The sequence below is a fragment of the Amycolatopsis sp. NPDC114505 genome, assembly GCF_055633615.1.
The window spans coordinates 3,126,463-3,146,920 of the sequence record NZ_JBVKDV010000001.1 but is presented as its reverse complement, the minus strand read 5'-3'; the positions used below and the strand labels follow the sequence as shown (position 1 = coordinate 3,146,920).

Sequence of the window (20,458 nt, the reverse complement as noted above, 5' to 3'; positions counted from 1 at the left end):
GCTAAGCGGCGTGCATCCCCAGGTCAATCCCCCGTCGCTCGCGGAACAGGCGTACCGCTTCATCCGCGACCGGCTCGTCATGCTCGACATCCCCCCGGGTTCCCCCCTCAACGAGGACGAGCTCGGCACCACCCTCGGCATGGGCCGGACGCCGATCCGCGAGGCGCTGAAACGCCTCGAGTCCGAACGGCTGGTCGTCGCCTACCCGCGGCGCGGGACGTTCGCCACCGACGTCCACATCTCCGACCTCGCGCACATCTCCGAGGTGCGGCGCACGCTGGAGCCGATGGCGACGGCCGCCGCGGCCGGGCGCGCGACCGAGGCCGACCGGGCGGCCCTGACCGAGCTGCGCGCGCAGCTCGACGCCGGCGTCCCGGCCGGGGACAACGCCGAGCTGCTGCGCACCGACCTCGCCCTGCACCGGGCGATCTACCGGTGCGTGCACAACCCGTTCCTCGAGGACACGCTGATCCGGTACGACAACCTCGCGACCCGGATCTGGTGCGTGTTCGTGCCCCGGCTGTCCGGGATGGCCGGCCACGTCGACGAGCACGTCCCGCTCCTCACCGCGATCATCGAGGGCGACGCCGAGAAGGCGGCCGCGTTGACGCTGGAGCACGTCACCGGGTTCGAGGCCGCCATCCGGGCGCTGATCTAGCCGTTTTCAGACGCCGAGCCGGCCGCGGACCCAGTCGTGGAACTCGCCGATGTGGTGCTCGCTGGGCACGAGCACCCCGCCGCCGGCGTACGAGCGTGAGTCCATGGCGAGCTGACAGCGTTCGCACGCCTCGAAGTCCTGCAGGTTGACGCGGTGGAACAGCTCGACCGAGCGCGTCAGGTCGCGGCCGGACTCGACGACGCCGGGCAGGTAGAGCCAGTCGCAGCGCACCAGCGTCCGGTCCGGGGCCAGCGGGAACATCCGGTGCAGGATCACGTGGTCCGGCACCAGGTTGACGAACACCTGCGGGCGGATGGTGATGGCGTAGTACTTGCGGTCCTGGTCCTCGGTGACGCCGGGCAGCCGGTCGACGCCCTCGCTGCCGTCGATGGTGAAGCCCCGGACGTCGCCGCCGAACTCCGCGCCGTGGCCGACGTAGTACTGCGCGGCGTACCCGTCCGCGAACTCCGGGAGGACCTCGGTGAGCTCGGGGTGGATCGTCGCGCAGTGGTAGCACTCCATGAAGTTCTCGATGATCTGTTTCCAGTTCGCCTTCACGTCGTACTCGATGCGCTTGCCCAGCGCGAGGCCGTCGACGCCGTACGCCTCGATCGCCTCGGCGCCGCCGAGCCGTTCGGTGACCGCGGCGACGACGCTGCCGTCGAACGGCGGCGGCTCGTCGGCCAGGCAGACCCAGGCGTACCCGAGCCACTCCCGCAGGTGGACGCGGGTGAGGCCGAAGGTGGTGCGGTCGACGTCCGGCATCCCGGTGAGGTTCGGCGCGGCGACCAGCTTGCCGTCGAGGCCGTAGGTCCAGGCGTGGTACGGGCACTGGAAGGCGCGCTTGACGGTGCCGCTTTCGGACGTGCAGAGCCGCGCGCCGCGGTGGCGGCAGACGTTGAGGAACGCGTTCAGCTTCCCGTCCCGCCCGCGCGAGACGAGGAGGCTCTCCTTGCCGATCTGCACGGTCTCGAACGCCCCGGGCCCGGCGAGGTCGGCACTGCGCGCAGCGCAGAACCAGTCGGCCTCGAAGATCTTCGCCTGCTCCAGCGCGAAGATCGCCGGGTCGGTGTAGTAGCTGCCGGGAAGCGTGGCGAGCAGGCTCGGCGGCAGATCGGTAGTGGTCACCGGCGTGGTCCTCTCCGCGGATCAGTTCGGGAGTTGCGCAGAACGCGTCTTGTTGCTCACTCCGGAACAGAGTGACTGCCACCCAGACCCGATGTCAACCCACGTTTTTCACTGCCCAGCCAAGATTTCCGGCACGTTCCGGACGACACGCGTACACAGCCGGACGACACGCGTACTCAGATGGACGACACACCGGCCGAGTGCCGTGTCGTCCATCCAGGTACGCGTGTCGTCCGGCCAGGTACGCGTGTCGTCCGTCTGGGTCAGGCCACGGGGCCGTGGATGGCTCGGCGGAAGAGGGTTTCGATCTCGTCGCGGGTCGGGCGGGGGTCGGCCAGGGCCGCCTGCATCAGGAGGCCGCAGAACAGGCCGGCCAGGAGGCGGCCGGTCAGGGGGTCCGTGCGGGAGCCGAAGAACGCGATCAGCGCCTCGTCCCAGGCCGCGCTCGCCGCCCGGAGCCGGGGACGGTGCAGGGCCGCGACGTACAGGTCGTACTCGACCACCGTGTCCCGGTACTGCTCGTTGATGTACCCCATGACGAGGTCGGCGAGCGCCGCGGCGAAGTCGGCGTCCGGCGCGAGCGCCGACTCCCACTCCTTCAACGCGTGGACGTTCTTCTCGGCCGCCTCGTGCAGGGCGACCTCCAGCAGGTCGTCCAGCGTCGCGAAGTGGTAGGTCGTCGAGCCGAGCGGGACGCCGGCCGCCGCGGCGACCGAGCGGTGCGTGAGCCCGTCGATCCCCCGCTGGGCGACCACCTCGATCGCCGCCTTGGCGATCCGCGCCCGCCGTTCGGGGTCGTTCGGACCACGGCGCCGCGTCGCGCCGGGTTCGCTCTTCGCCATCAAGCCCCCTTGTGGACATCTGTACACGCTTCGCGTACAAATGTACGCACTCCAGGCACTGAGCAGCCACTACCGATCCGGGAAGGGCCGCATGACGGACCGCTACCTCGACGTACTGAACCCCTCGACCGGCCAGGTGATCGAGCAGGTCGCCGTAGCCGGGCCCGAGGAGGTCGACGTCGCGGTCAGAGCCGCGAGGAAGGCTTTCGACGACGGTCCGTGGCGCCGGACCACCGCGACCGAGCGCGGCGAACTGCTGCGCAAAGTAGCCGACCTGCTGGTCCGCGACCGCGAAGAACTCGCCCGCACCGAGAGCCTCGACACCGGCAAGACGCTGGGCGAAGGCCGCATCGACATCGACGACGTCACGAATGTCTTCCGCTACTACGCCGACCTCGCCGGCAAGGACGCCGGACGCCTGGTCGACGCGGGCAGCGCCACCGTCGTCAGCCGGATCGTGCACGAGCCGGTCGGCGTCTGCGCGCTCATCGCGCCGTGGAACTACCCGCTGCTGCAGATGTCGTGGAAGGTCGCGCCCGCGCTGGCCGCGGGCAACACGATCGTGCTCAAGCCGAGCGAGGTCACGCCGCTGACCACGATCAAGCTGGTCGCCCTGCTCGAAGAGGCCGGCACGCCGCCCGGCGTCGTCAACCTGCTGCTCGGGCCGGGCCACGTCGGCGCCGCGATGGTCGAGCACCCTGGCGTCGACCTCGTCTCCTTCACCGGCGGCTACGCGACCGGCGAGAAGATCATGACGGCCGCCGCGAAGGGCGTCCGGCGGGTCGCCCTCGAACTCGGCGGCAAGAACCCGAACGTGGTCTTCGCCGACGCCGACTACGACACCGCGCTGGACTACGCGCTGATGGCCGCGTTCGTCCATTCGGGACAGGTCTGCTCGGCGGGCGCGCGCTTGATCATCCAGGATGGGATCCATGACCGGTTCGTGGCGGACCTCGCCGCGCGCGCCGACCGGATCCGGGTCGGCGACGGCCTCGACCCCGCGACCGAGACGGGCCCGCTCGTCTCGGCGCAGCACCGCGCCAAGGTCGAGGGGTACATCGAAAGCGCTCTCAAGGAGGGCGCGACGCTCCGGGCGGGCGGCGAACGGCCCGAAGGACCGGAGTACGAAAACGGTTTCTTCCTGCGGCCGACCGTGTTCTCCGGCTGCACGAGGGACATGGCGATCGTCCGGGAAGAGGTCTTCGGCCCGGTCGTCACCGTGGAACGCTTCACCGAAGAGGCCGACGCGATCGCGCTGGCCAACGACACCGAGTACGGGCTCGCCGGAGCCGTGTGGACGTCGGACGCGTCCCGCGCCCAGCGGGTCGCCGGGGCCCTGCGCCACGGCACCGTGTGGATCAACGACTACCACCCCTACCTGCCGCAGGCGGAGTGGGGCGGGTTCGGGAAGTCCGGCATCGGCCGCGAGCTCGGACCGTCCGGGCTGGCGGAGTACCAGGAGCACAAGCACGTCTACCAGAACATCGATCCGGTTCCGCAGCACTGGTTCAAAGGCTGAAAATCCCTCCCCCACCCACGATGTGAGGACGTAGCCATGACCACGCAAGAAAAGCCGGCGGGCGGGGGGCCTGCCCCGGACGACAGCTCCGACCTCGAGAAGTTCGGCTACCGCCAGGAGCTCGAACGCTCCCTGGGCTCCTTCTCCAGCTTCGCCGCCGGGTTCTCCTACATCTCGATCATGACCGGCGTGTTCCAGCTGTTCTTCTTCGGCTTCGCCTCGGGCGGACCGGCGTTCATCTGGACCTGGCCGCTGGTCTTCCTCGGCCAGCTCGCCGTCGCGCTGTGCTTCGCCGAGCTCGCCGGCCAGTTCCCGCTCGCCGGGTCGGTGTACCAGTGGGCGAAACAGATCGCGAAGCCCGCGACGTCGTGGCTCGCGGGCTGGATCATGATCATCGGCGCGATCGTGACGGCCGGCGCCGTCGCGGTCGCCTATCAGATCATCCTGCCGCAGGTCTCGACCGCGTTCCAGATCGTCGGCAGCGACTCCGACGCCGGGCTGACGTCGACCCCGGGCGGCGCGCAGAACGCCATCATCCTGGCCCTGGTGCTGGTCGTGTTCGCCACGATCGTGAACGTCATCGGCGTCAAGCTGATGGCGAAGATCAACAACTTCGGCGTCGCGGTGGAGCTGTCCGCGGTCATCCTGCTGATCATCGCGCTGGCCATCCACATCAAGCGCGGCCCGCAGGTGGTCTTCGAAACGCACGCCACGGGTGACGGTCACTCACTCGGGTACCTCGGGGCGTTCCTGGTGGCGTCGCTGATGAGCGCGTACGTCTTCTACGGCTTCGACACGGCGGGCTCGCTCGCCGAGGAAACCACGCAGCCGCGCAAGCACGCGCCGCGCGCGATCCTGCGGGCGATCACGGCGTCGTTCATCGTCGGCGGCCTGGTGATGCTGGTCGGCATGATGGCCGTCGGCGACATCAACGCCGACGAGCTGAGCACCTCCGGCATGCCGTACCTGTTGAAGAGCACGCTCGGCGAGGGGCTCGGCGACGCCTTCCTGATCTGCTCGGCGATCGCGATCACGGTGTGCTGCCTCGCGGTGCAGACCGCGGCGATCCGGATGGCGTGGGCGATGGCCCGCGACGGCCGGCTGCCGTTCAGCAAGGCCATGGCGAAGGTGTCGCCGCGGTCGAAGACGCCGGTCCTGCCGGCGCTGCTCACCGGCGGCCTCACCGTCGTGGTGCTGCTGATCAACCTGGGCAACCAGCGGGCGTTCTTCATCCTGACCTCGACCGCGATCATCCTGTTCTACATCCCCTACCTGATGGTCACCGGCCCGTTGCTGCTGCGCCGCCTGCGCGGGCAGTGGCCGCGCCCGGACCACGGCCCGTACTTCAAGCTCGGCCGCTGGGGCACGCTGGTGAACCTGGTCGCGGTCCTCTACGGCGCCGGGATGACGGTCAACCTGATCTGGCCGCGCGCCGAGGTGTACGGCGACGACCACTGGTACTTCCAGTGGGGCGCGGTGATCGTCACCGGGCTGATCGTGATCATCGGTGCGATCATGCTGTACGTCCGGCGCCGCACCTGGGGTTCGTCGCACACGAGCCCCGAACACATGCCCGACAACGCTCCGGATTCGCTACCCGGCTGAGGAGGACCCATGAGTTCCGATGCGTATGACTTCGTCATCGTCGGCGGTGGTTCGGCGGGCTGCGCGCTGGCGAACCGGCTGTCGGCGGACCCTTCGAACAAGGTCCTGGTCCTGGAGGCCGGGCGGGCCGACTACAAGTGGGACGTCTTCATCCACATGCCGGCCGCGCTGACCTTCCCGATCGGGTCGAAGTTCTACGACTGGGGCTACCGCAGCGAGCCCGAGCCGCACATGAACCGCCGCCGCATCTACCACGCGCGCGGCAAGGTCCTCGGCGGGTCGTCGAGCATCAACGGGATGATCTTCCAGCGCGGCAACCCGATGGACTACGAACGCTGGGCCGGCGACCCCGGAATGTCCACTTGGGACTATGCCCACTGCCTACCGTACTTCAAGCGGATGGAGAACTGCCTCGCCGATGCCCCCGACGGGCAGTGGCGCGGCCACGACGGGCCACTCGAACTGGAGCGCGGTCCGGCGTCGAACCCGCTGTTCCAGGCGTTCTTCGACGCAGCAGAGGAGGCGGGCTACCCGCGCACCGACGACGTCAACGGCTACCGGCAGGAAGGCTTCGCGGCCTTCGACCGCAACGTCCGGAAGGGACGGCGGCTGTCCGCGGCGGGCGCGTACCTGCACCCGGTGGAGAACCGGCCCAACCTCACGGTGAAGACGCATGCGTTCGTGTCGCAGATCCTCTTCGAGGGCACGCGCGCGATCGGTGTCGAGTACGCCGAGGGCCGGGGCATGCCGGGTGAGGTGTACGGCAAGGAGATCATCCTCTGCGGCGGCGCGATCAACAGCCCGCAGCTGCTGCAGCTCTCCGGCGTCGGCAACGCGGGCGACCTGGAGAAGCTCGGCATCGACGTCGTCAAGGACCTGCCGGGTGTCGGCGAGAACCTGCAGGACCACCTGGAGGTGTACATCCAGTACTCCTGCAAGCAACCGGTGTCGATGCAGCCGTCGCTGGCGAAGTGGAAGCGGCCCTTCATCGGCGCGCAGTGGCTGTTCCTGCGGTCCGGGCCGGCCGCGACCAACCACTTCGAGGGCGGCGGGTTCGTCCGCTCGAACGACGAGGTGAAGTACCCGAACCTGATGTTCCACTTCCTGCCGGTGGCGATCCGCTACGACGGTTCGGCGCCCACGGAAGGGCACGGCTACCAGGTGCACGTCGGCCCGATGTACGCCGACACCCGCGGCTCGGTGAAGATCACCTCGACCGACCCGCGGCAGCACCCGGCGCTCAAGTTCAACTACCTGTCCACGGAGAACGACCGCAAGGAATGGGTCGAAGCCGTGCGGGTGGCTCGGAAGATCCTCAACCAGTCCGCGATGGACCCCTACAACGACGGCGAGATCTCGCCGGGGCCGTCCGTCGAGACCGACGAGGAGATCCTCGACTGGGTCGCCAAGGACGCCGAGACCGCGCTGCACCCGTCGTGCACCGCGAAGATGGGCGTGGACGAGGGCTCCGTCGTCGACCCGCAGACCATGCGGGTGCACGGCACCGAGGGCCTGCGCGTCGTCGACGCGTCGGTGATGCCCTACATCCCCAACGGCAACATCTACGCGCCGGTGATGATGACCGCCGAGAAGGCGGCCGACCTCATCCTCGGCAACACCCCGCTGGCCCCGATCAAGACGCCGTTCTACCGGCACGGGGAGAACTAGCCCGGACGTCGTAGCGCCCGTACCGCCATCCTCGGTACGGGCCTTCGACGTGCCCGGATTATCCGTTAGCGGGTAACGGAAACTACCCGGCCGTAGCCCCTTGACGACGCGCTTCACGGGACTCAGACTTTGTTGCGGATCACAGTCGATGTTCCTCAATGCGCAACTGTCTCGGAGGACTCATGATTCGCGCATGCACGGTGGACGAGCTGCCCCCGGGTGAGTCCGTCCGGATCCCGGGGTCGCCCGCCATTGCGGTGTTCAACACCGAGGACGGCGAGCTGTACGCCATCGACGACACGTGCACTCACCAGGACGCTTCCCTGGCCGACGGCTGGCTCGAGGGCTGCTTCGTCGAATGCCCGCTGCACGCGGCGCTGTTCGACCTGCGCACGGGCGTGCCGAGCTGCCTGCCGGCGAAGGAGCCGGTGCGCACGTACTCGGTCCTCGTCGACGAAGGCGTCATCTACGTCCAGGGCGTGGCTCGCGAGGACGCCGCGTGAAGCGCATCGCGGTCGTCGGCGCGTCGCTCGCCGGGGTCCGCGCCGCGCAGGAGCTGCGCGCCCAGGGCTACGACGGCGGCATCGTGCTGATCGGTTCGGAGGCGCACCTGCCCTACGACCGGCCGCCGCTGTCCAAGGCGTTCCTCGCCGGGACGGCGTCGCAGGCGTCGCTGGAGCTGCTCGACGCGGGCGACCTCGCTTCGCTGGCCTTGGACTTCCGTCTCGGCGTACACGCCACGGCTCTGGACCCGGCCGCGCGCCGGGTGCTGCTGTCGGACGGCGGGTCGGTCCACGCGGACGGCGTCGTCATCGCCACCGGCGGCCGGGCGCGCACGCTGCCGGGCTTCGAGGGCGCCCACACGCTGCGGACACTCGACGACGCTCTCGCGTTGCGCGCGGCTTTGGTGTCCGGGGTGCGGGTGGCGATCGTCGGCGCCGGGTTCATCGGGGCCGAGGTGGCCTCGACGTGCCGTTCGCTGGGCCTCGACGTGGTCGTCTTGGAGGCTTTGGCCGCTCCCCTGGCGCCGGTGCTCGGGCCGGAGCTGGCGGCGGTGTGCGCGCGGCTGCACGCCGACCACGGCACGGACCTGCGCTGCGGCGTCCGGGTCGAGGGCATGTCCGAGGCGGGCGTCCACCTGGCCGACGGGTCGCTCGTCCCGGCCGACGTGGTCGTCGTGGGCGTCGGCATGACCCCGGCGACCGACTGGCTGGCGGGGTCCGGGCTGACCGTCTCCGACGGGGTGTGCGTGGACGCGGGCCTGGTGACGGAGCTGCCGTCCGTGGTCGCGGTCGGCGATGTGGCCCGGTACGCGGGACGGCGGCACGAGCACTGGACGAACGCGTCGGAGCAGGCACCGGTCGCGGTGGCGAACCTGCTCGCCGGGCAGACGTCGCGCACGTACTCGCCGAGCGGGTACGTCTGGTCGGACCAGTACGCGGGGACCCTGCAGCTGGCCGGGCACCCCCGCCCGGACGACACGCTTTCGGTGGTCGACGGCGACCTGTCGTCCTCGTCGTTCGCGGCGGTGTGGCAGCGGGACGGTGCGACGGTCGGCGTGTTCGCGCTGAACAACGCGAAGCTGTTCAACCGCCTGCGCCGTCCGCTCCGGCAGCCGGCGGTCGTCTGAAAGTCTCAACCGGCTGTTCAAAGATACGCTTCACCCGCATGGACCTGACTCTCGATGAGCTGCGGGCGTTGACGGGCTGGGCCGCCGACTGCGCTTCGCGAGCGCTGCCGCTGTACGAAACCCGGGTACCCGACGATCCCCGTCCGGCTTCCGCGATCTCCGCGGCGCGGGAGTTCGCTTCGGGCGCTGCGCGGACAAAGCTGCTTCGCACGGTGGCGTGGGCGGCGTTGAAGGCGGCGGGCGAGACTTCCGACCCCGCCGCTTCCGCCGCCGCCCGCGCGGCCGTCGGCGCGGCGGGCGCGGCCTACCTGCACCCGCTGGCGTCGCCGCACCAGGTGAAGCACATCGTCGGCCCCGCCCAGCAGGCAGCGCTGGCGTGCGAACTCGCCGGCGGTGACGCGAACGCGGAGATCCGCTGGGCCCTCGACCACGCACCGCCGGCGGTCTCCGACCTCCTCCGCCGCTTCCCGCCCGGCAAGCCGGGCAAGTCCCGGCTCGGCGAGCTGCACCGGCAGCTCGAGTCCGCCCTCCGCGCCTGACTCCCTCAGGCGAGGGTGGGACGTTCCACGACCACGGTGGCCATCAGGGAGTGCCCGGTACCGAGGCCTTGCTGAGCTTGCTGTTCCCACGCGAAGAGCGACGTCGCCAGCTGCTTCGCGCGTTCGGGCGAGCGCACGTCTCCGGTGGCGATGATCCGGTTCCAGCGTTCGGCGAAGGCCGCGAAGAACAGCTCGACCGGCCGGGGCGCGGTCCCGGTGGGCGGCTCGAACCGCAGCCGGGCGGGGTCGACGTCGGTGGTGCCGCGGGCGAGCTCGTTGAGGAGGGTGCGGTAGGGCGGGATCGCCGGGTTGAAGGCGAGGGTGGCGGTGTGCCGGCCGGCGAGGATCGACCGGTCGGTGAACGTCGTCCCGCTCAGCCGGGCCCCGGCCCGGATCGCGGCTTCGACGAGCGCCGCGTCGAGCGACCCGCGGTCGAAGAAGCTCATCCGGTCGTGAAGGGTTTCGGTCGCATCCTCGAAGAAGCTCATGTTGTAGGACCAGCGGGTCTCCGGCCACTTCGGCGTCCACTCGACGGAGTAGCGGCCGAGGACGTCGACGACGAGCACGGCGCGGTCGCGGGTCTCGACGATCCGCCGCATGACGCCGGTCAGGACCTCGACGACGTCCTCGTGGGGAAGGTGGGAGTAGGGCACGCCGCAGGAGAGGTAGAGGTCGAAGTCGCCCGCGGGCAGTTCGGACCGCATGTCCGCGACGACGAACTCCGCCCGCCGGCCGGCGTGCAGGGCGCGGGCCGTGTCGACCATGTCGGGGTCGATGTCGACGCCGAGGTAGTCGAGGGTGTGCTCGTCGGTCAGCGGGGTGAGGGCGCCGTGCCGCTCGGTCAGCAGCGCCAGGCCGTCGCCGGTGCCGCACCCGACGTCGAGCACCCGCAACGGCCGGCCGGGCGCACGCGGGATCCGGGAGAGGGCATCACGCAGGACTCGGTGGGTGACCACTTCTTCGAGCATCGTCTTGACCGGATCACGCCTTTTGGGCGAGGTGTAGTGGGCCGTCGCGTCTCGGTAGGACATGATCGAAACGTAGTTCATCACCGTCGCCGGCCGGTGCGGAACCGGCTAGAGGGCCAGCTCGTCGAGATCGGACTCCAGCCTCGCCCGCCAGGTCCAGCGGCGTTCGGACGTGTCCGCGTCCTCGCCCGCCGGTGGGCCCAGCGGCAGCGCCGGGTCCTTGATCCCGAACGTCACCCGGTAAGCCAGCACCGAAGCCGCCGTGCGAATCCACGCGTCGCCGGACGTCCCGGACGGCGGGGCGACCCCCAGCGCGTGGCCGAACCACGCCGGCAGCAGCGCGTTCGAGCCGAGCGCGTCCGTGATGCGGGTGCGCAGCCGCACCTGCAGGTCGTGCCACGCTCGCTCGGCGCGTTCCAGCTGAGGCATGATCCGCGCCTCGACCGCGTCCGCCTCGCGCAACGCCAGCTTCGCCTGGTCCGCCGCCGAGACGGCCGCCGGGATCTCCTCGTCCAGCAGCGTCCGGCGCCGCGTCGACAGCGCGCGGAACGTCGACTCCGCGTCCCCGCGAGCGCGGGACGCACGATCCGTCGACGCCAGCACCCGCATCACCTCGACCAGGTCGGCGTCGCACCGGGAATGGGCCGCCCGCACCGCATCCAGCCGGAGCAGCTCCTGCTCCTGCCGGGCGCGCTGCTCCTTCGTGACGAGCTCCTTGTGCAGGTCGTCCCAGCGCGCGGCCTCGGCCGCGAGCGCGCGGGTCTCGGTGCCGACCTCGTCGAGGTTGATCCGCGGCACGCCGTCGGCCACGCGCACCGCGCGCTCCAGGGCCTGGACCTGCTGGCGCAGCCGTTCGAGCTGCCGGCCGAGCAGGTCGATGCGGTCCTCCTGCCGGTCGCCGCCACTCCGCTCGACGCGGTCGGTCAGGTCGGCGACCTCCTGCCGCACGCGGTCGTCGGACTCCTCGACGGCCGCGCGCAGCCCGTCGACGGCCGCGAACAGCTCGTCGAGGTCCTGCCGCGTCGAGTCGACGGGCTCGGCGTACTCCTGCGTGAACTCGGGATCGTCGCCGTAGGTCGCGTAGCCGTGGCTCACGGGATCCGGCCCTCCCGCCACAGCAGCCCGCACGTGGCCGCGACGCCCAGCGCCGTCAGGATCGTGGCGACGACGGCCCCGGACCACGGGACCAGCGCGCCCACCAGCAGCCCGGCCGTGACGCTGCCCGCCCACGCCGCCCGCGTCCGCTCGCGGATGACGTCACCGACCCGCCGGACCGGGGCGAAGCCGATCCACAGGCCTGCCGCGAACAGCGGGACGAGCGCCAGCAGCCACACCGGGGACAGCACGTCGAACAGCACCATCGCCGCGGCGGCCAGCGGCACCAGCACCGGCGCGGCCGCGAAGTAGACGACCGCGCGCTGCGTCGCCGCGTGCCGCGACTCGAGCTCGGCGTTCGCGAGGCGGTGCTTCGCGTCGTCGAACGCCACCTCGGAGTCGAGCAGCCGGTGGGCCGTCGCGACGAGCTCGTCCATCGCCTCGACGTCGGCGGGCGGGGTCGCCAGCCCGCCGCGCAGGTCCTGCTTGAGCCGGCCCACGCGCGCTTCCGCCTGGTCCCGGTCGTGCTGGGCTGGAGTCGTCACGCGAACACTTTAAGTGCCACGACCGTCACCACCGACTCACTGCGCACGGTGAGTCGCTACAGGTCGCCCAGTGCCGTGACCGGCGATTCGACGCAGTCCGCGACGAACCGCAGGAACCCGCCCGCCGTGCCGCCGTCGCAGACGCGGTGGTCGAAGGCCAGCGTCAGCTCGCAGACCTTCCGGACCGCGAGCGCGCCGTCGACCACCCACGGCCGGTCGATGATCCGGCCGATGCCGAGGATCGCGGCCTCGGGGTGGTTGATGATCGCGGCCGAGCCGTCGACGCCGAAGACGCCGTAGTTGTTCACCGTGAACGTCCCGCCGGTGAGGTCCGCGGGCGTGAGCTTGCCGTCGCGCGCCGTGCGGGCGCGGTCGCCGATCGCCGCCGAGAGGTCCCGCGTCGACAGCTCACCGGCGTCCCGCACGACCGGCACGACCAGCCCGCGGTCGGTCTGCGCGGCGAACCCGAGGTGGATCTCGTCCAGCAGGACGATCTCGTCGCCCTCCACGCGCGAGTTCAGCTCGGGGTACTTCTTGAGGCCCGCGACGGCGAACCGCGCGATCAGCCCGAGCAGGCTCACCGGCCGGTCCGTCTTGGCGTTCAGGGCCACCCGCGCGGCGACCAGCTCGGACGCGTCGACGTCGACCCAGACCGTGGCTTCGGGGATCTCGCGCCGGGACGTCGTCAGCTTGTCCGCGACGGCCTTGCGCACCCCGGTGAGCGGGATCCGCTTGCCCTTGGCGACGGGCTTCTCGAGCGCCGCCTCGACGTCGGCGCGGCGGATGATCCCGTCCGGGCCGGTCGGGGTGAGCTTCGCGAGGTCGATCCCGTTGTCCGACGCCAGCTTCCGGACGAACGGCGAGATCACGCCGGGCGCCTTCGCCTTCGGTGCGGGAGCTTCGACGCGGCGGACACGCTTGCGCCGGGTCGTCGGCGCGGTGCCGTAGCCGATGAGGACGTTGCCGCTGCCGCTGGACGTCGTGACGCCCGGTTCGGCGAACCCGCCGACGGACAGCAGCGGCGCGCCGACCGGCAGCAGCTGCCCCGGCTCGCCGTGCAGTGCGGACACGACGCCGGCGAACGGCACGGGCACCTCGACCGCGGCCTTCGCCGTCTCGACCTCGACGACGATCTGGTCGACCTTGACCGTGTCTCCGATCGCGACGTGCCAGGTGAGGATCGCCGCCTCGGTCAGGCCTTCGCCGAGGTCCGGCAGCAGGAAGTCAGGCACCGGCCACCACCGGGGTGTCGGCCCACTGCAGGCGCGCGATCGTGTCGAGGATCCGGTCGACGCCGGGCAGCATGTGGCGCTCGAGCTTCGGCGCCGGGTACGGGATGTCGAGCCCGGTCACGCGCAGCACGGGCGCGTGCAGCTGGTGGAAGCACTGCTCCGTGACGCGAGCGACGACCTCGGCGCCGTAGCCGCCGAAGCCGGCGGCCTCGTGGACCACGACGGCCCGCCCGGTGCGGCGCACGGACGCCGTCACGGTCTCGTCGTCGAACGGGCTCAAGGAACGCAGGTCGACGACCTCGACGTCCCAGCCTTCGTCCTTCGCGGCTTCGGCGGTCTCCATCGCCGTGGCGACCATCGGGCCGTACGCGATGAGCGTGACGTCCTTGCCGGTCTTGCGCACCACGGCCTGGTCCATGGCGGGGCCGGTGCGCGTGAAGCTCACCTCTTCGCCGGACCAGTAGCGGGCCTTCGGCTCGAGGAAGACGACCGGGTCGGGTGACTCGATGGCGTCGCGGAGGAGGTCGTAGGCGTCCTGCGCGGTGCCCGGCGTGACGACGCGCAGGCCCGGCGTGTGCGTGTAGTAGACCTCGCTGGAGTCGCAGTGGTGCTCGACGCCGCCGATGCCGCCGGCGTAGGGGATGCGGATGACCATCGGCAGTTCCAGCGCGCCCTTGGTGCGGTTGCGCAGCTTCGCGACGTGCGAGGTGATCTGCTCGAACGCGGGGTAGGCGAAGGCGTCGAACTGCATCTCGACGACCGGGCGGAAGCCGCCCATCGCCATCCCGACGGCGAACCCGACGATGCCGGACTCGGCCAGCGGCGTGTCGAAGCAGCGGTCCTCGCCGAAGTCGGCGGTGATGCCGTCGGTGACCCGGAAGACGCCGCCGAGCGTGCCGACGTCCTCGCCGAAGACCAGCACGCGGTCGTCGTCCTTGAGCGCGTCCCGCAGGGCCGCGTTGAGCGCCTGCGCCATCGTGGTCGTCATCAGGCCTCCAGCTCGGCCGCGACCATCGCCCGCTGGCGCTGCAGCTGGCGGGTCGGCTCGGCGTAGACGTGGTCGAACAGGGACATCGGGTCGAGCTCGGCGTCGGCGTTCAGGGTGTCGCGGACGGACTCGGCGAACTCTTCGGCTTCCGCTTGGAATCGCTCGACGTCGGTTTCGGTCAGGTCGTCTTTCAGGTAGGTCCCGAGCCGCTTGAGCGGGTCCGCTTCGCGCCACTTCGCGACTTCGCCGGCGTCGCGGTAGCGGGTGGCGTCGTCGGCGTTGGTGTGGGCGTCGATGCGGTAGGTGTGGGCCTCGACGAGGACCGGGCCCTTGCCTTCGCGGGCGTGCTTCACGGCGTCGTCGAGGACGGCGAGGACCGCGACGGCGTCGTTGCCGTCGACCTGCTCCGAGCGCATGCCGTAGCCGATTCCCTTGTACGCCAGCGCGGGCGCGGCGCTCTGCTTCTCGAAGGGGACGGAGATCGCGTAGCCGTTGTTCTGCACGAAGAACACCACGGGTGCCTTGAAGACGGCGGCGAAGTTGAGCGCCTCGTGGAAGTCGCCTTCGCTGGTGGCGCCGTCCCCGATGAGCGCGAGCGCGACGGCGTCTTCGCCGCGTCGCTGCATCGCGTGCGCGAGACCGGTGGCGTGCAGAGTCTGCGTCGCGAGCGGAGTGCACTGGGGCGCTACGCGCGTCTCGGTGGGGTTGTAGCCGCAGTGCGCGTCGCCGCGAAGCAGCGTCAGGACTTCGCCGGGCTTCAGGCCGCGCGCGACGAGCGCGACCGAGTCGCGGTAGGTGGGGAAGAGCCAGTCGTTGTCCTGGAGCGCGAGCGCGGCGGCGACCTGGCAGGCCTCCTGGCCGGCGCTGGAGGGGTAGACGGCGAGGCGGCCCTGCTTGGTGAGCGCGGTCGCCTGGACGTCGAACCGGCGGCCCAGGACCATCAGCCGGTAGGCGGCTTTCAGGCGGTCCTTCGCGGGCTCGGCGTACCGGCCGTGCCGGTCGGCGCGCGTCCCGTCCTCGGCGACGAACCGCACCGGCGTCGTAGACGGCAGGAGGGTTTCCACGGGCACCACCTCTCGCAGACATATGATGCTCGAATGGTGGTTCTCGGCGGCCTTCTGTTCAAGGGTTGGGCGAAATGAGCGACAAACAGTCTTTTCAAGGGCCTTCCGGTGACCAAACGTCTTTCCCGACGTCGGCTGTCCCCGGCCTCGCGGGACGAACGGCCCCGGCCCTCGACGAGGTCGACCGGGCGATGCTGGCGGAACTGTCGTCGGACGGCCGCCTGGCGGTCCGGGCGCTGGCCGAAAAGCTGCACATCTCGCGCACGAACGCGTACGCGCGGTTGGAGAGGCTGATGGCGGAAGGGGTGATCACCGGCTTCGGCGCGCGGATCGACCCGCGCCGGGCCGGGCTGGGGACGTCGGCGTACATCATGGTGACGGTGGAGCAGACGTCCTGGCGCACGATGGCGACGGACCTGCACGAGATCCCGTACGTCGACCACGTGGCCCTGGTGGGCGGCGACTTCGACATCCTGCTGCTGGTCCGAACCCCGGACAACCAAACCCTCCGCGACGTCGTCCTGGAGCGCCTGCAGGCCCTGGAGGGGGTCCGGTCGACCCGGACGTGGCTGATCTTCGAGGAGCTGCCGGGCTCAGTACTGCACTGAGCCGAACGCCGCCGGGATCACCCGCACGGACCCATCCTCGCGACCGCCGGGCAGAACCCTTGCCCGGCAGTGCCCTTGACCTTCACCGGCGCACCGGCTAAGCGTGGCCACTCTCCCGCCGACTCTTATTTTATGTCGAGAAATAACCAGCTCGAAACCTATTGACGCCGTCCCCTTCGCCCGGTGAGGATCGGCCGGTCCGCCGCCGTTCACCGCAGAATGGACCAGACCATGGCCAGAAGATCACGCGCGTGGTCCCGTGCGCGCCGAAGTTCGCTCGTCACCTTGATGAGCCTGAGCCTGCTGGGTGGGATCGCCCAAGCGACGCCCGCCCAAGCAGACGCACCGGCCCAGCCCGTCATCGGCCAGCCTGCCAAGGACAAGAACGGCTGCGCCAAGATCGAGAACAGCCTGCCGACCCTGGCGGACTGGCCCAAGGTCGACAGCCGGCTCAAGGGGAAGGCCGGCGATGAGGCGCGCGTCGCCCAGATCCTCGCGGGGATGACCCTCGAGGAGAAGGTCGGGCAGATGACGCAGCCCGAGATCACCTCGATCACCCCCGACGAGGTCCGCCAGTACGCCATCGGCACCGTCCTCAACGGCGGCGGCGCGTGGCCCGGCGGCAACAAGCACGCCACCCAGCAGGACTGGCTGAACCTCGCCGACGCCTACTGGAACGCCTCCAAGACCAGCCGCACGAAGATCCCCGTCATCTGGGGCATCGACGCCGTGCACGGCAACAACAACGTCTACGGCGCCACCGTCTTCCCGCACAACATCGGCCTCGGCGCCGCGCACGACCCGTGCCTGGTGCGCGACGTCGCCGGCGCCACCGCGCGCCAGGTCCGCGCCACCGGCCAGGACTGGGCCTTCTCGCCCACCCTCGCCGTCGTCCAGGACGACCGCTGGGGCCGCACCTACGAGGGCTTCTCCGAGGACCCGCGGATCACCCGCTCCTACGGCTACGAGGACATCAACGGCCTCCAGGACGGCGCCACCAGCCGCATCGGCTACAACGGCGTGATCGCCACCGCCAAGCACTTCATCGGTGACGGCGGCACGATCAAGGGCCAGGACCAGGGCGTCAACCCGTCGTCCGAAGCCGACATGATCAACATCCACGGCCAGGGCTACTACGGCGCGCTCGCCGCCGGCTCGCAGACCGTGATGGTCTCGTTCAACAGCTGGACCAACCCGGACCTCGGCATCAACGAGGGCAAGCTGACCGGCAGCGACAAGGCCATGAACGAGATCCTGAAGGGCAAGATCGGCTTCGACGGCCTGGTCGTGTCCGACTGGAACGCCATCGGCCAGGTCCCCGGCTGCACGAACTCGTCGTGCCCGCAGGCGATCAACGCCGGCATCGACGTCGTGATGGTGCCCGCGGACTGGAAGGCGTTCATCACCAACACGATCGCCCAGGTCCAGAGCGGCCAGATCCCGATGTCGCGGATCGACGACGCGGTCACCCGCATCCTGCGCGTCAAGGTGCGCGACGGCCTCTTCGAGTCGCAGAAGCCGTCCGACCGCTCGTACGCCAACTCCGACGAGGCGCTGAAGGACAACTGGCTGGCCCGCGACGCGGCCCGCGAGTCGCAGACGCTGCTGAAGAACAACGGCAACGTGCTGCCGCTCAAGCCGAAGTCGAAGGTCCTGGTGGTCGGCAAGAGCGCCGACAACATCTCGAACCAGACCGGCGGCTGGACGCTGAGCTGGCAGGGCACCGGCAACACCAACGCCGACTTCCCGAACGCCACCTCGATCCTGACCGGCATCAAGCAGGACCTCGGCGACGCGAACGTCACCTTCGACGCCACCGGCACCGTGGACCCGAAGGGCTACGACGCCGTCATCGCCGTGATCGGTGAGACGCCGTACGCCGAAGGTGTCGGCGACCTGACCCGCAAGACGCTCGAGGCGTCGAAGCTCTACCCCGAGGACCTGGCCGTGCTGGACAAGGTCAGCGGCAAGGGCACCCCGGTCGTCACCGTGTACGTCGGCGGCCGCCCGCTGTACATGAACAAGGAGATCAACCGCTCGGACGCGTTCGTCGCGGCCTGGCTGCCGGGCACCGAGGGCGGCGGCGTCGCCGACATGCTGGTCAAGGGCAAGGACGGCACGGGCTACCAGGGCACGCTGTCGTACTCGTGGCCGAAGAGCGCGTGCCAGTCGCCGCTCAACCCGTGGTCCCCGGACTACGACCCGCTGTTCAAGCTGGGCTACGGCCTGAAGAGCGGCCAGCGCGTCACGATCGGCCAGCTGGACGAGACCCCCGGCCCGGCGACCTGCGGGTCCACCGGCGGCGGCGGGACGGCGACCGAGGACCTGTCGATCTACGACCGCACGGATGTGGCGCCGTACACCAGCCAGATCGGCTCGGCTTCGAACTGGGGCGGCACCGTGATCGGCCCGGACGGCACGGCCGACCACCCCGAGATCAACACGGTCCCGACCGACGTCAACGTGCAGGGCGACGGCCTGAAGGCGACCTGGACGGGCACCGGAGCGGCTCAGCTCTACATGCAGAACACGGCGGGCACGAACGACCTGCGCAGCTACCTCAACGCGGACGGGGCGCTGGAGTTCGACACGACGGTCCAGCAGGCACCGGTCAACCGGACGGTGATCAGCATGCACTGCGTCTACCCGTGCTTCTCGGAGGTGAACGCGACGAAGCTGTTCACGGATCTCGCGGGCGGCCCGAAGACGACGGTCAAGATCCCGTTGTCCTGCTTCAACAACGGGCTGGACTTCGAGCACATCAACACCCCGTTCCTGGTGTACACGGACGCGGCGTTCCAGGCGTCGTTCGCGAACGTGCGCTGGGTCCCGAACGGGGCGAAAGATCCTGATGCGAGGCCTTGTTCGAGCTTGACCTAGGTATCCGGCCGGGCCGGGAGCGCGAAGCTCCCGGCCCGGTTCACGTTCCGGCGTTCATCGCCACGCTCAGCGCGCGTTCGGACAGCTCCGACCGCGTCAACCGCGCCACCACCCGGCCCCGCTGGAACACCAGCACCCGGTCACAAAGCTCGCACAGCTCCACCAAATCCGTCGACGCCAGCACCACCGCCTTCCCGGCCACCGCGAGCGAAGTGATCACCGCGTGCATCTCGGCTCGGGCGCCGACGTCGACTCCGCGGGTCGGGTCGTCCAGGACCAGGAGCACTGGGTCCGCCTCCAGCCACTTCGCGAACACCACCTTCTGCTGGTTGCCGCCGGACAGGGTGGCCACCAGGTCTTCCGGCCCGCCGCGGATGCGCAGCCGCTCGATGTGCCGCTGAGCGGCCGCCACGTGGGACGCTCGGCGCAGCCACCACCCGCCGCGGCCGGCGCCGAGCCAGGCGGCCGCGCTCGTGTTGCGCCACACCGGCTGGTCGAGCATCAGCCCGTAGCGCTTGCGGTCGCTCGGGACGAACGCGATCCCGGCCCGGACCGCGGCCCGCACCGAGCGCGGCGCGGGGCGGCCGCCGATGTGGATCCGGCCGTGGGACGGCGCCCGCCCGGACAGGGCGGCCAGTACCTCCAGGTGTCCCGCGCCCTGCAGGCCGGCCAGGCCGACGATCTCGCCCTCCGCCACGGCGAACGCGGGTTCCTCGACCACGACCGCGGGCGGCCGGGGCCGGGGCGGCGGACGAGAAGCGACGGGCACCACCACGCGGTCCCCCAGCATCGCCGCCACCACGCCGTCCAGGTCGACCGACGCCGTCTCCACGCCCGACAGCACGGACCGGCCGTCGCGCAGCACCGTGATCCGTGACGCGATCCGCAGCACCTCCTCCAGGAAGTGCGACACGTACAGCACCGCCACCCCGCGCGCGAGCAGCCGGCGCAGCACGCCCATCAGCCGCGAGACCGCCTCGGCGGGCAACGCCGACGTCGGCTCGTCCAGCACCAGCACCGCCGGGTCCCGCAGCAACGCCCGCCCGATCTCCAGCAGCTGCTGGTCCGCCAGCGACAGCGAACCGGCCCGGGCGTCCAGCGGGACGTCCAAGCCCAGCTCCGCCAGCACCGGCGCGGCGAGCGACGCCATCCGCCGCGGGCTCAGCAGCAACCCCCGCCGGGGCGCTGAAAGCGGGAACAGGTTCTCCAGCACCGTCAGATCGGGGAACACCGCCAGCTCCTGCGCCACCAGCGCGACTCCGCGGCCGACCGCGTCGCGCGCGGAAGAGAACGCCACGGGCGAACCGTCGAGCGCGAGCGAACCCGCGTCCGGCCGAAGGACGCCCGAGAGGATCTTCACCAGCGTCGACTTGCCCGCGCCGTTCTCCCCCACCACCGCGTGCACTTCGCCCGGGGCCAGCGCGAAGTCCACTTCGGACAGTGCGGTGACGCCGCCGTAGCGCCGGGTCAGGCCGGTGGCGCGCAGCAC

The 20,458-nt window shown here is 70.7% G+C and carries 18 protein-coding genes; 9 read left to right on the top strand and 9 right to left on the bottom strand.

The window, feature by feature from the left end; translation table 11 throughout:
• The first annotated feature begins 10 nt into the window (after positions 1-10).
• Positions 11-658 (top strand): GntR family transcriptional regulator, encoded by a 648-nt coding sequence (locus tag ACZ7OU_RS15630; protein ID WP_470255496.1) that lies wholly within the window; start codon positions 11-13, stop codon positions 656-658.
• 6 nt (positions 659-664) lie between these two features.
• On the opposite strand, the gene ACZ7OU_RS15625 is transcribed toward ACZ7OU_RS15630, so the two are convergent.
• Together ACZ7OU_RS15625 and ACZ7OU_RS15620 are read right to left on the bottom strand one after the other, a co-directional pair.
• Complete coding sequence (locus tag ACZ7OU_RS15625) at positions 665-1,786, bottom strand: aromatic ring-hydroxylating oxygenase subunit alpha (protein WP_470255495.1); 1,122 nt, start codon at positions 1,784-1,786, stop codon at positions 665-667.
• Between the two features lie 263 nt (positions 1,787-2,049).
• Positions 2,050-2,628 carry a TetR/AcrR family transcriptional regulator gene (locus ACZ7OU_RS15620; protein WP_470255494.1) on the bottom strand — a complete coding sequence of 193 codons (579 nt, stop codon included), beginning with the start codon at positions 2,626-2,628 and terminating at the stop codon, positions 2,050-2,052.
• Between the two features lie 91 nt (positions 2,629-2,719).
• Here ACZ7OU_RS15620 and ACZ7OU_RS15615 point away from each other — a divergent pair, with 91 nt between their 5' ends.
• The 6 genes from ACZ7OU_RS15615 (at position 2,720) to ACZ7OU_RS15590 (ending at position 9,589) form a co-directional block, all read left to right on the top strand.
• A complete protein-coding gene (locus tag ACZ7OU_RS15615; RefSeq protein WP_470255493.1) occupies positions 2,720-4,147 on the top strand; it encodes an aldehyde dehydrogenase family protein in 1,428 nt (475 codons plus the stop codon).
• 36 nt (positions 4,148-4,183) lie between these two features.
• Entirely contained in the window at positions 4,184-5,752 is a 1,569-nt protein-coding gene (locus ACZ7OU_RS15610) for an amino acid permease (RefSeq protein ID WP_470241262.1), read from the top strand.
• Between the two features lie 9 nt (positions 5,753-5,761).
• Positions 5,762-7,420 carry a choline dehydrogenase gene (gene betA, locus ACZ7OU_RS15605; protein WP_470255492.1) on the top strand — a complete coding sequence of 553 codons (1,659 nt, stop codon included), beginning with the start codon at positions 5,762-5,764 and terminating at the stop codon, positions 7,418-7,420.
• A gap of 182 nt (positions 7,421-7,602) precedes the next feature.
• Positions 7,603-7,923, top strand: a complete 321-nt coding sequence (locus ACZ7OU_RS15600; RefSeq protein WP_285475999.1) for a bifunctional 3-phenylpropionate/cinnamic acid dioxygenase ferredoxin subunit — start codon at positions 7,603-7,605, stop codon at positions 7,921-7,923.
• Positions 7,920-9,050 carry an NAD(P)/FAD-dependent oxidoreductase gene (locus tag ACZ7OU_RS15595; RefSeq protein ID WP_470255491.1) on the top strand — a complete coding sequence of 377 codons (1,131 nt, stop codon included), beginning with the start codon at positions 7,920-7,922 and terminating at the stop codon, positions 9,048-9,050. The genes ACZ7OU_RS15600 and ACZ7OU_RS15595 overlap by 4 nt, the downstream gene beginning before the upstream one ends.
• 38 nt (positions 9,051-9,088) lie before the next feature.
• A complete protein-coding gene (locus tag ACZ7OU_RS15590; protein ID WP_470255490.1) occupies positions 9,089-9,589 on the top strand; it encodes a putative immunity protein in 501 nt (166 codons plus the stop codon).
• 5 nt (positions 9,590-9,594) lie between these two features.
• Here ACZ7OU_RS15590 and ACZ7OU_RS15585 read toward each other — a convergent pair whose 3' ends face one another.
• From ACZ7OU_RS15585 to pdhA, 6 genes are read right to left on the bottom strand one after another with little or no spacing between them, the layout of a single operon-like run.
• Entirely contained in the window at positions 9,595-10,620 is a 1,026-nt protein-coding gene (locus ACZ7OU_RS15585; protein WP_470255489.1) for a class I SAM-dependent methyltransferase, read from the bottom strand.
• 45 nt (positions 10,621-10,665) lie between these two features.
• The gene (locus ACZ7OU_RS15580; RefSeq protein WP_470255488.1) at positions 10,666-11,652 is read right to left on the bottom strand and encodes a hypothetical protein; all 987 of its coding nucleotides are present in this window, start codon (positions 11,650-11,652) and stop codon (positions 10,666-10,668) included.
• Positions 11,649-12,197, bottom strand: a complete 549-nt coding sequence (locus ACZ7OU_RS15575; RefSeq protein ID WP_470255487.1) for a hypothetical protein — start codon at positions 12,195-12,197, stop codon at positions 11,649-11,651. The genes ACZ7OU_RS15580 and ACZ7OU_RS15575 overlap by 4 nt, the downstream gene beginning before the upstream one ends.
• Before the next feature lie 56 nt (positions 12,198-12,253).
• Positions 12,254-13,429 carry a dihydrolipoamide acetyltransferase family protein gene (locus ACZ7OU_RS15570; protein ID WP_470255486.1) on the bottom strand — a complete coding sequence of 392 codons (1,176 nt, stop codon included), beginning with the start codon at positions 13,427-13,429 and terminating at the stop codon, positions 12,254-12,256.
• Entirely contained in the window at positions 13,422-14,417 is a 996-nt protein-coding gene (locus tag ACZ7OU_RS15565; protein WP_470241270.1) for an alpha-ketoacid dehydrogenase subunit beta, read from the bottom strand. Before ACZ7OU_RS15565 ends, ACZ7OU_RS15570 begins: the two co-directional genes overlap by 8 nt.
• Entirely contained in the window at positions 14,417-15,487 is a 1,071-nt protein-coding gene (pdhA, locus tag ACZ7OU_RS15560) for a pyruvate dehydrogenase (acetyl-transferring) E1 component subunit alpha (RefSeq protein WP_470255485.1), read from the bottom strand. The genes ACZ7OU_RS15565 and pdhA overlap by 1 nt, the downstream gene beginning before the upstream one ends.
• 68 nt (positions 15,488-15,555) lie before the next feature.
• Between pdhA and ACZ7OU_RS15555 the strand changes: the two genes are divergently transcribed.
• Together ACZ7OU_RS15555 and ACZ7OU_RS15550 are read left to right on the top strand one after the other, a co-directional pair.
• On the top strand, positions 15,556-16,089 hold the full coding sequence (locus ACZ7OU_RS15555) for an Lrp/AsnC family transcriptional regulator (RefSeq protein ID WP_470255484.1): 534 nt from the start codon (positions 15,556-15,558) through the stop codon (positions 16,087-16,089).
• 288 nt (positions 16,090-16,377) lie between these two features.
• Positions 16,378-18,969, top strand: coding sequence for a glycoside hydrolase family 3 protein (locus ACZ7OU_RS15550; RefSeq protein WP_470255939.1), 2,592 nt, complete (start codon positions 16,378-16,380; stop codon positions 18,967-18,969).
• Positions 18,970-19,009: 40 nt separating this feature from the next.
• Here ACZ7OU_RS15550 and ACZ7OU_RS15545 read toward each other — a convergent pair whose 3' ends face one another.
• Positions 19,010-20,458, bottom strand: a complete 1,449-nt coding sequence (locus tag ACZ7OU_RS15545; RefSeq protein WP_470255483.1) for a sugar ABC transporter ATP-binding protein — start codon at positions 20,456-20,458, stop codon at positions 19,010-19,012.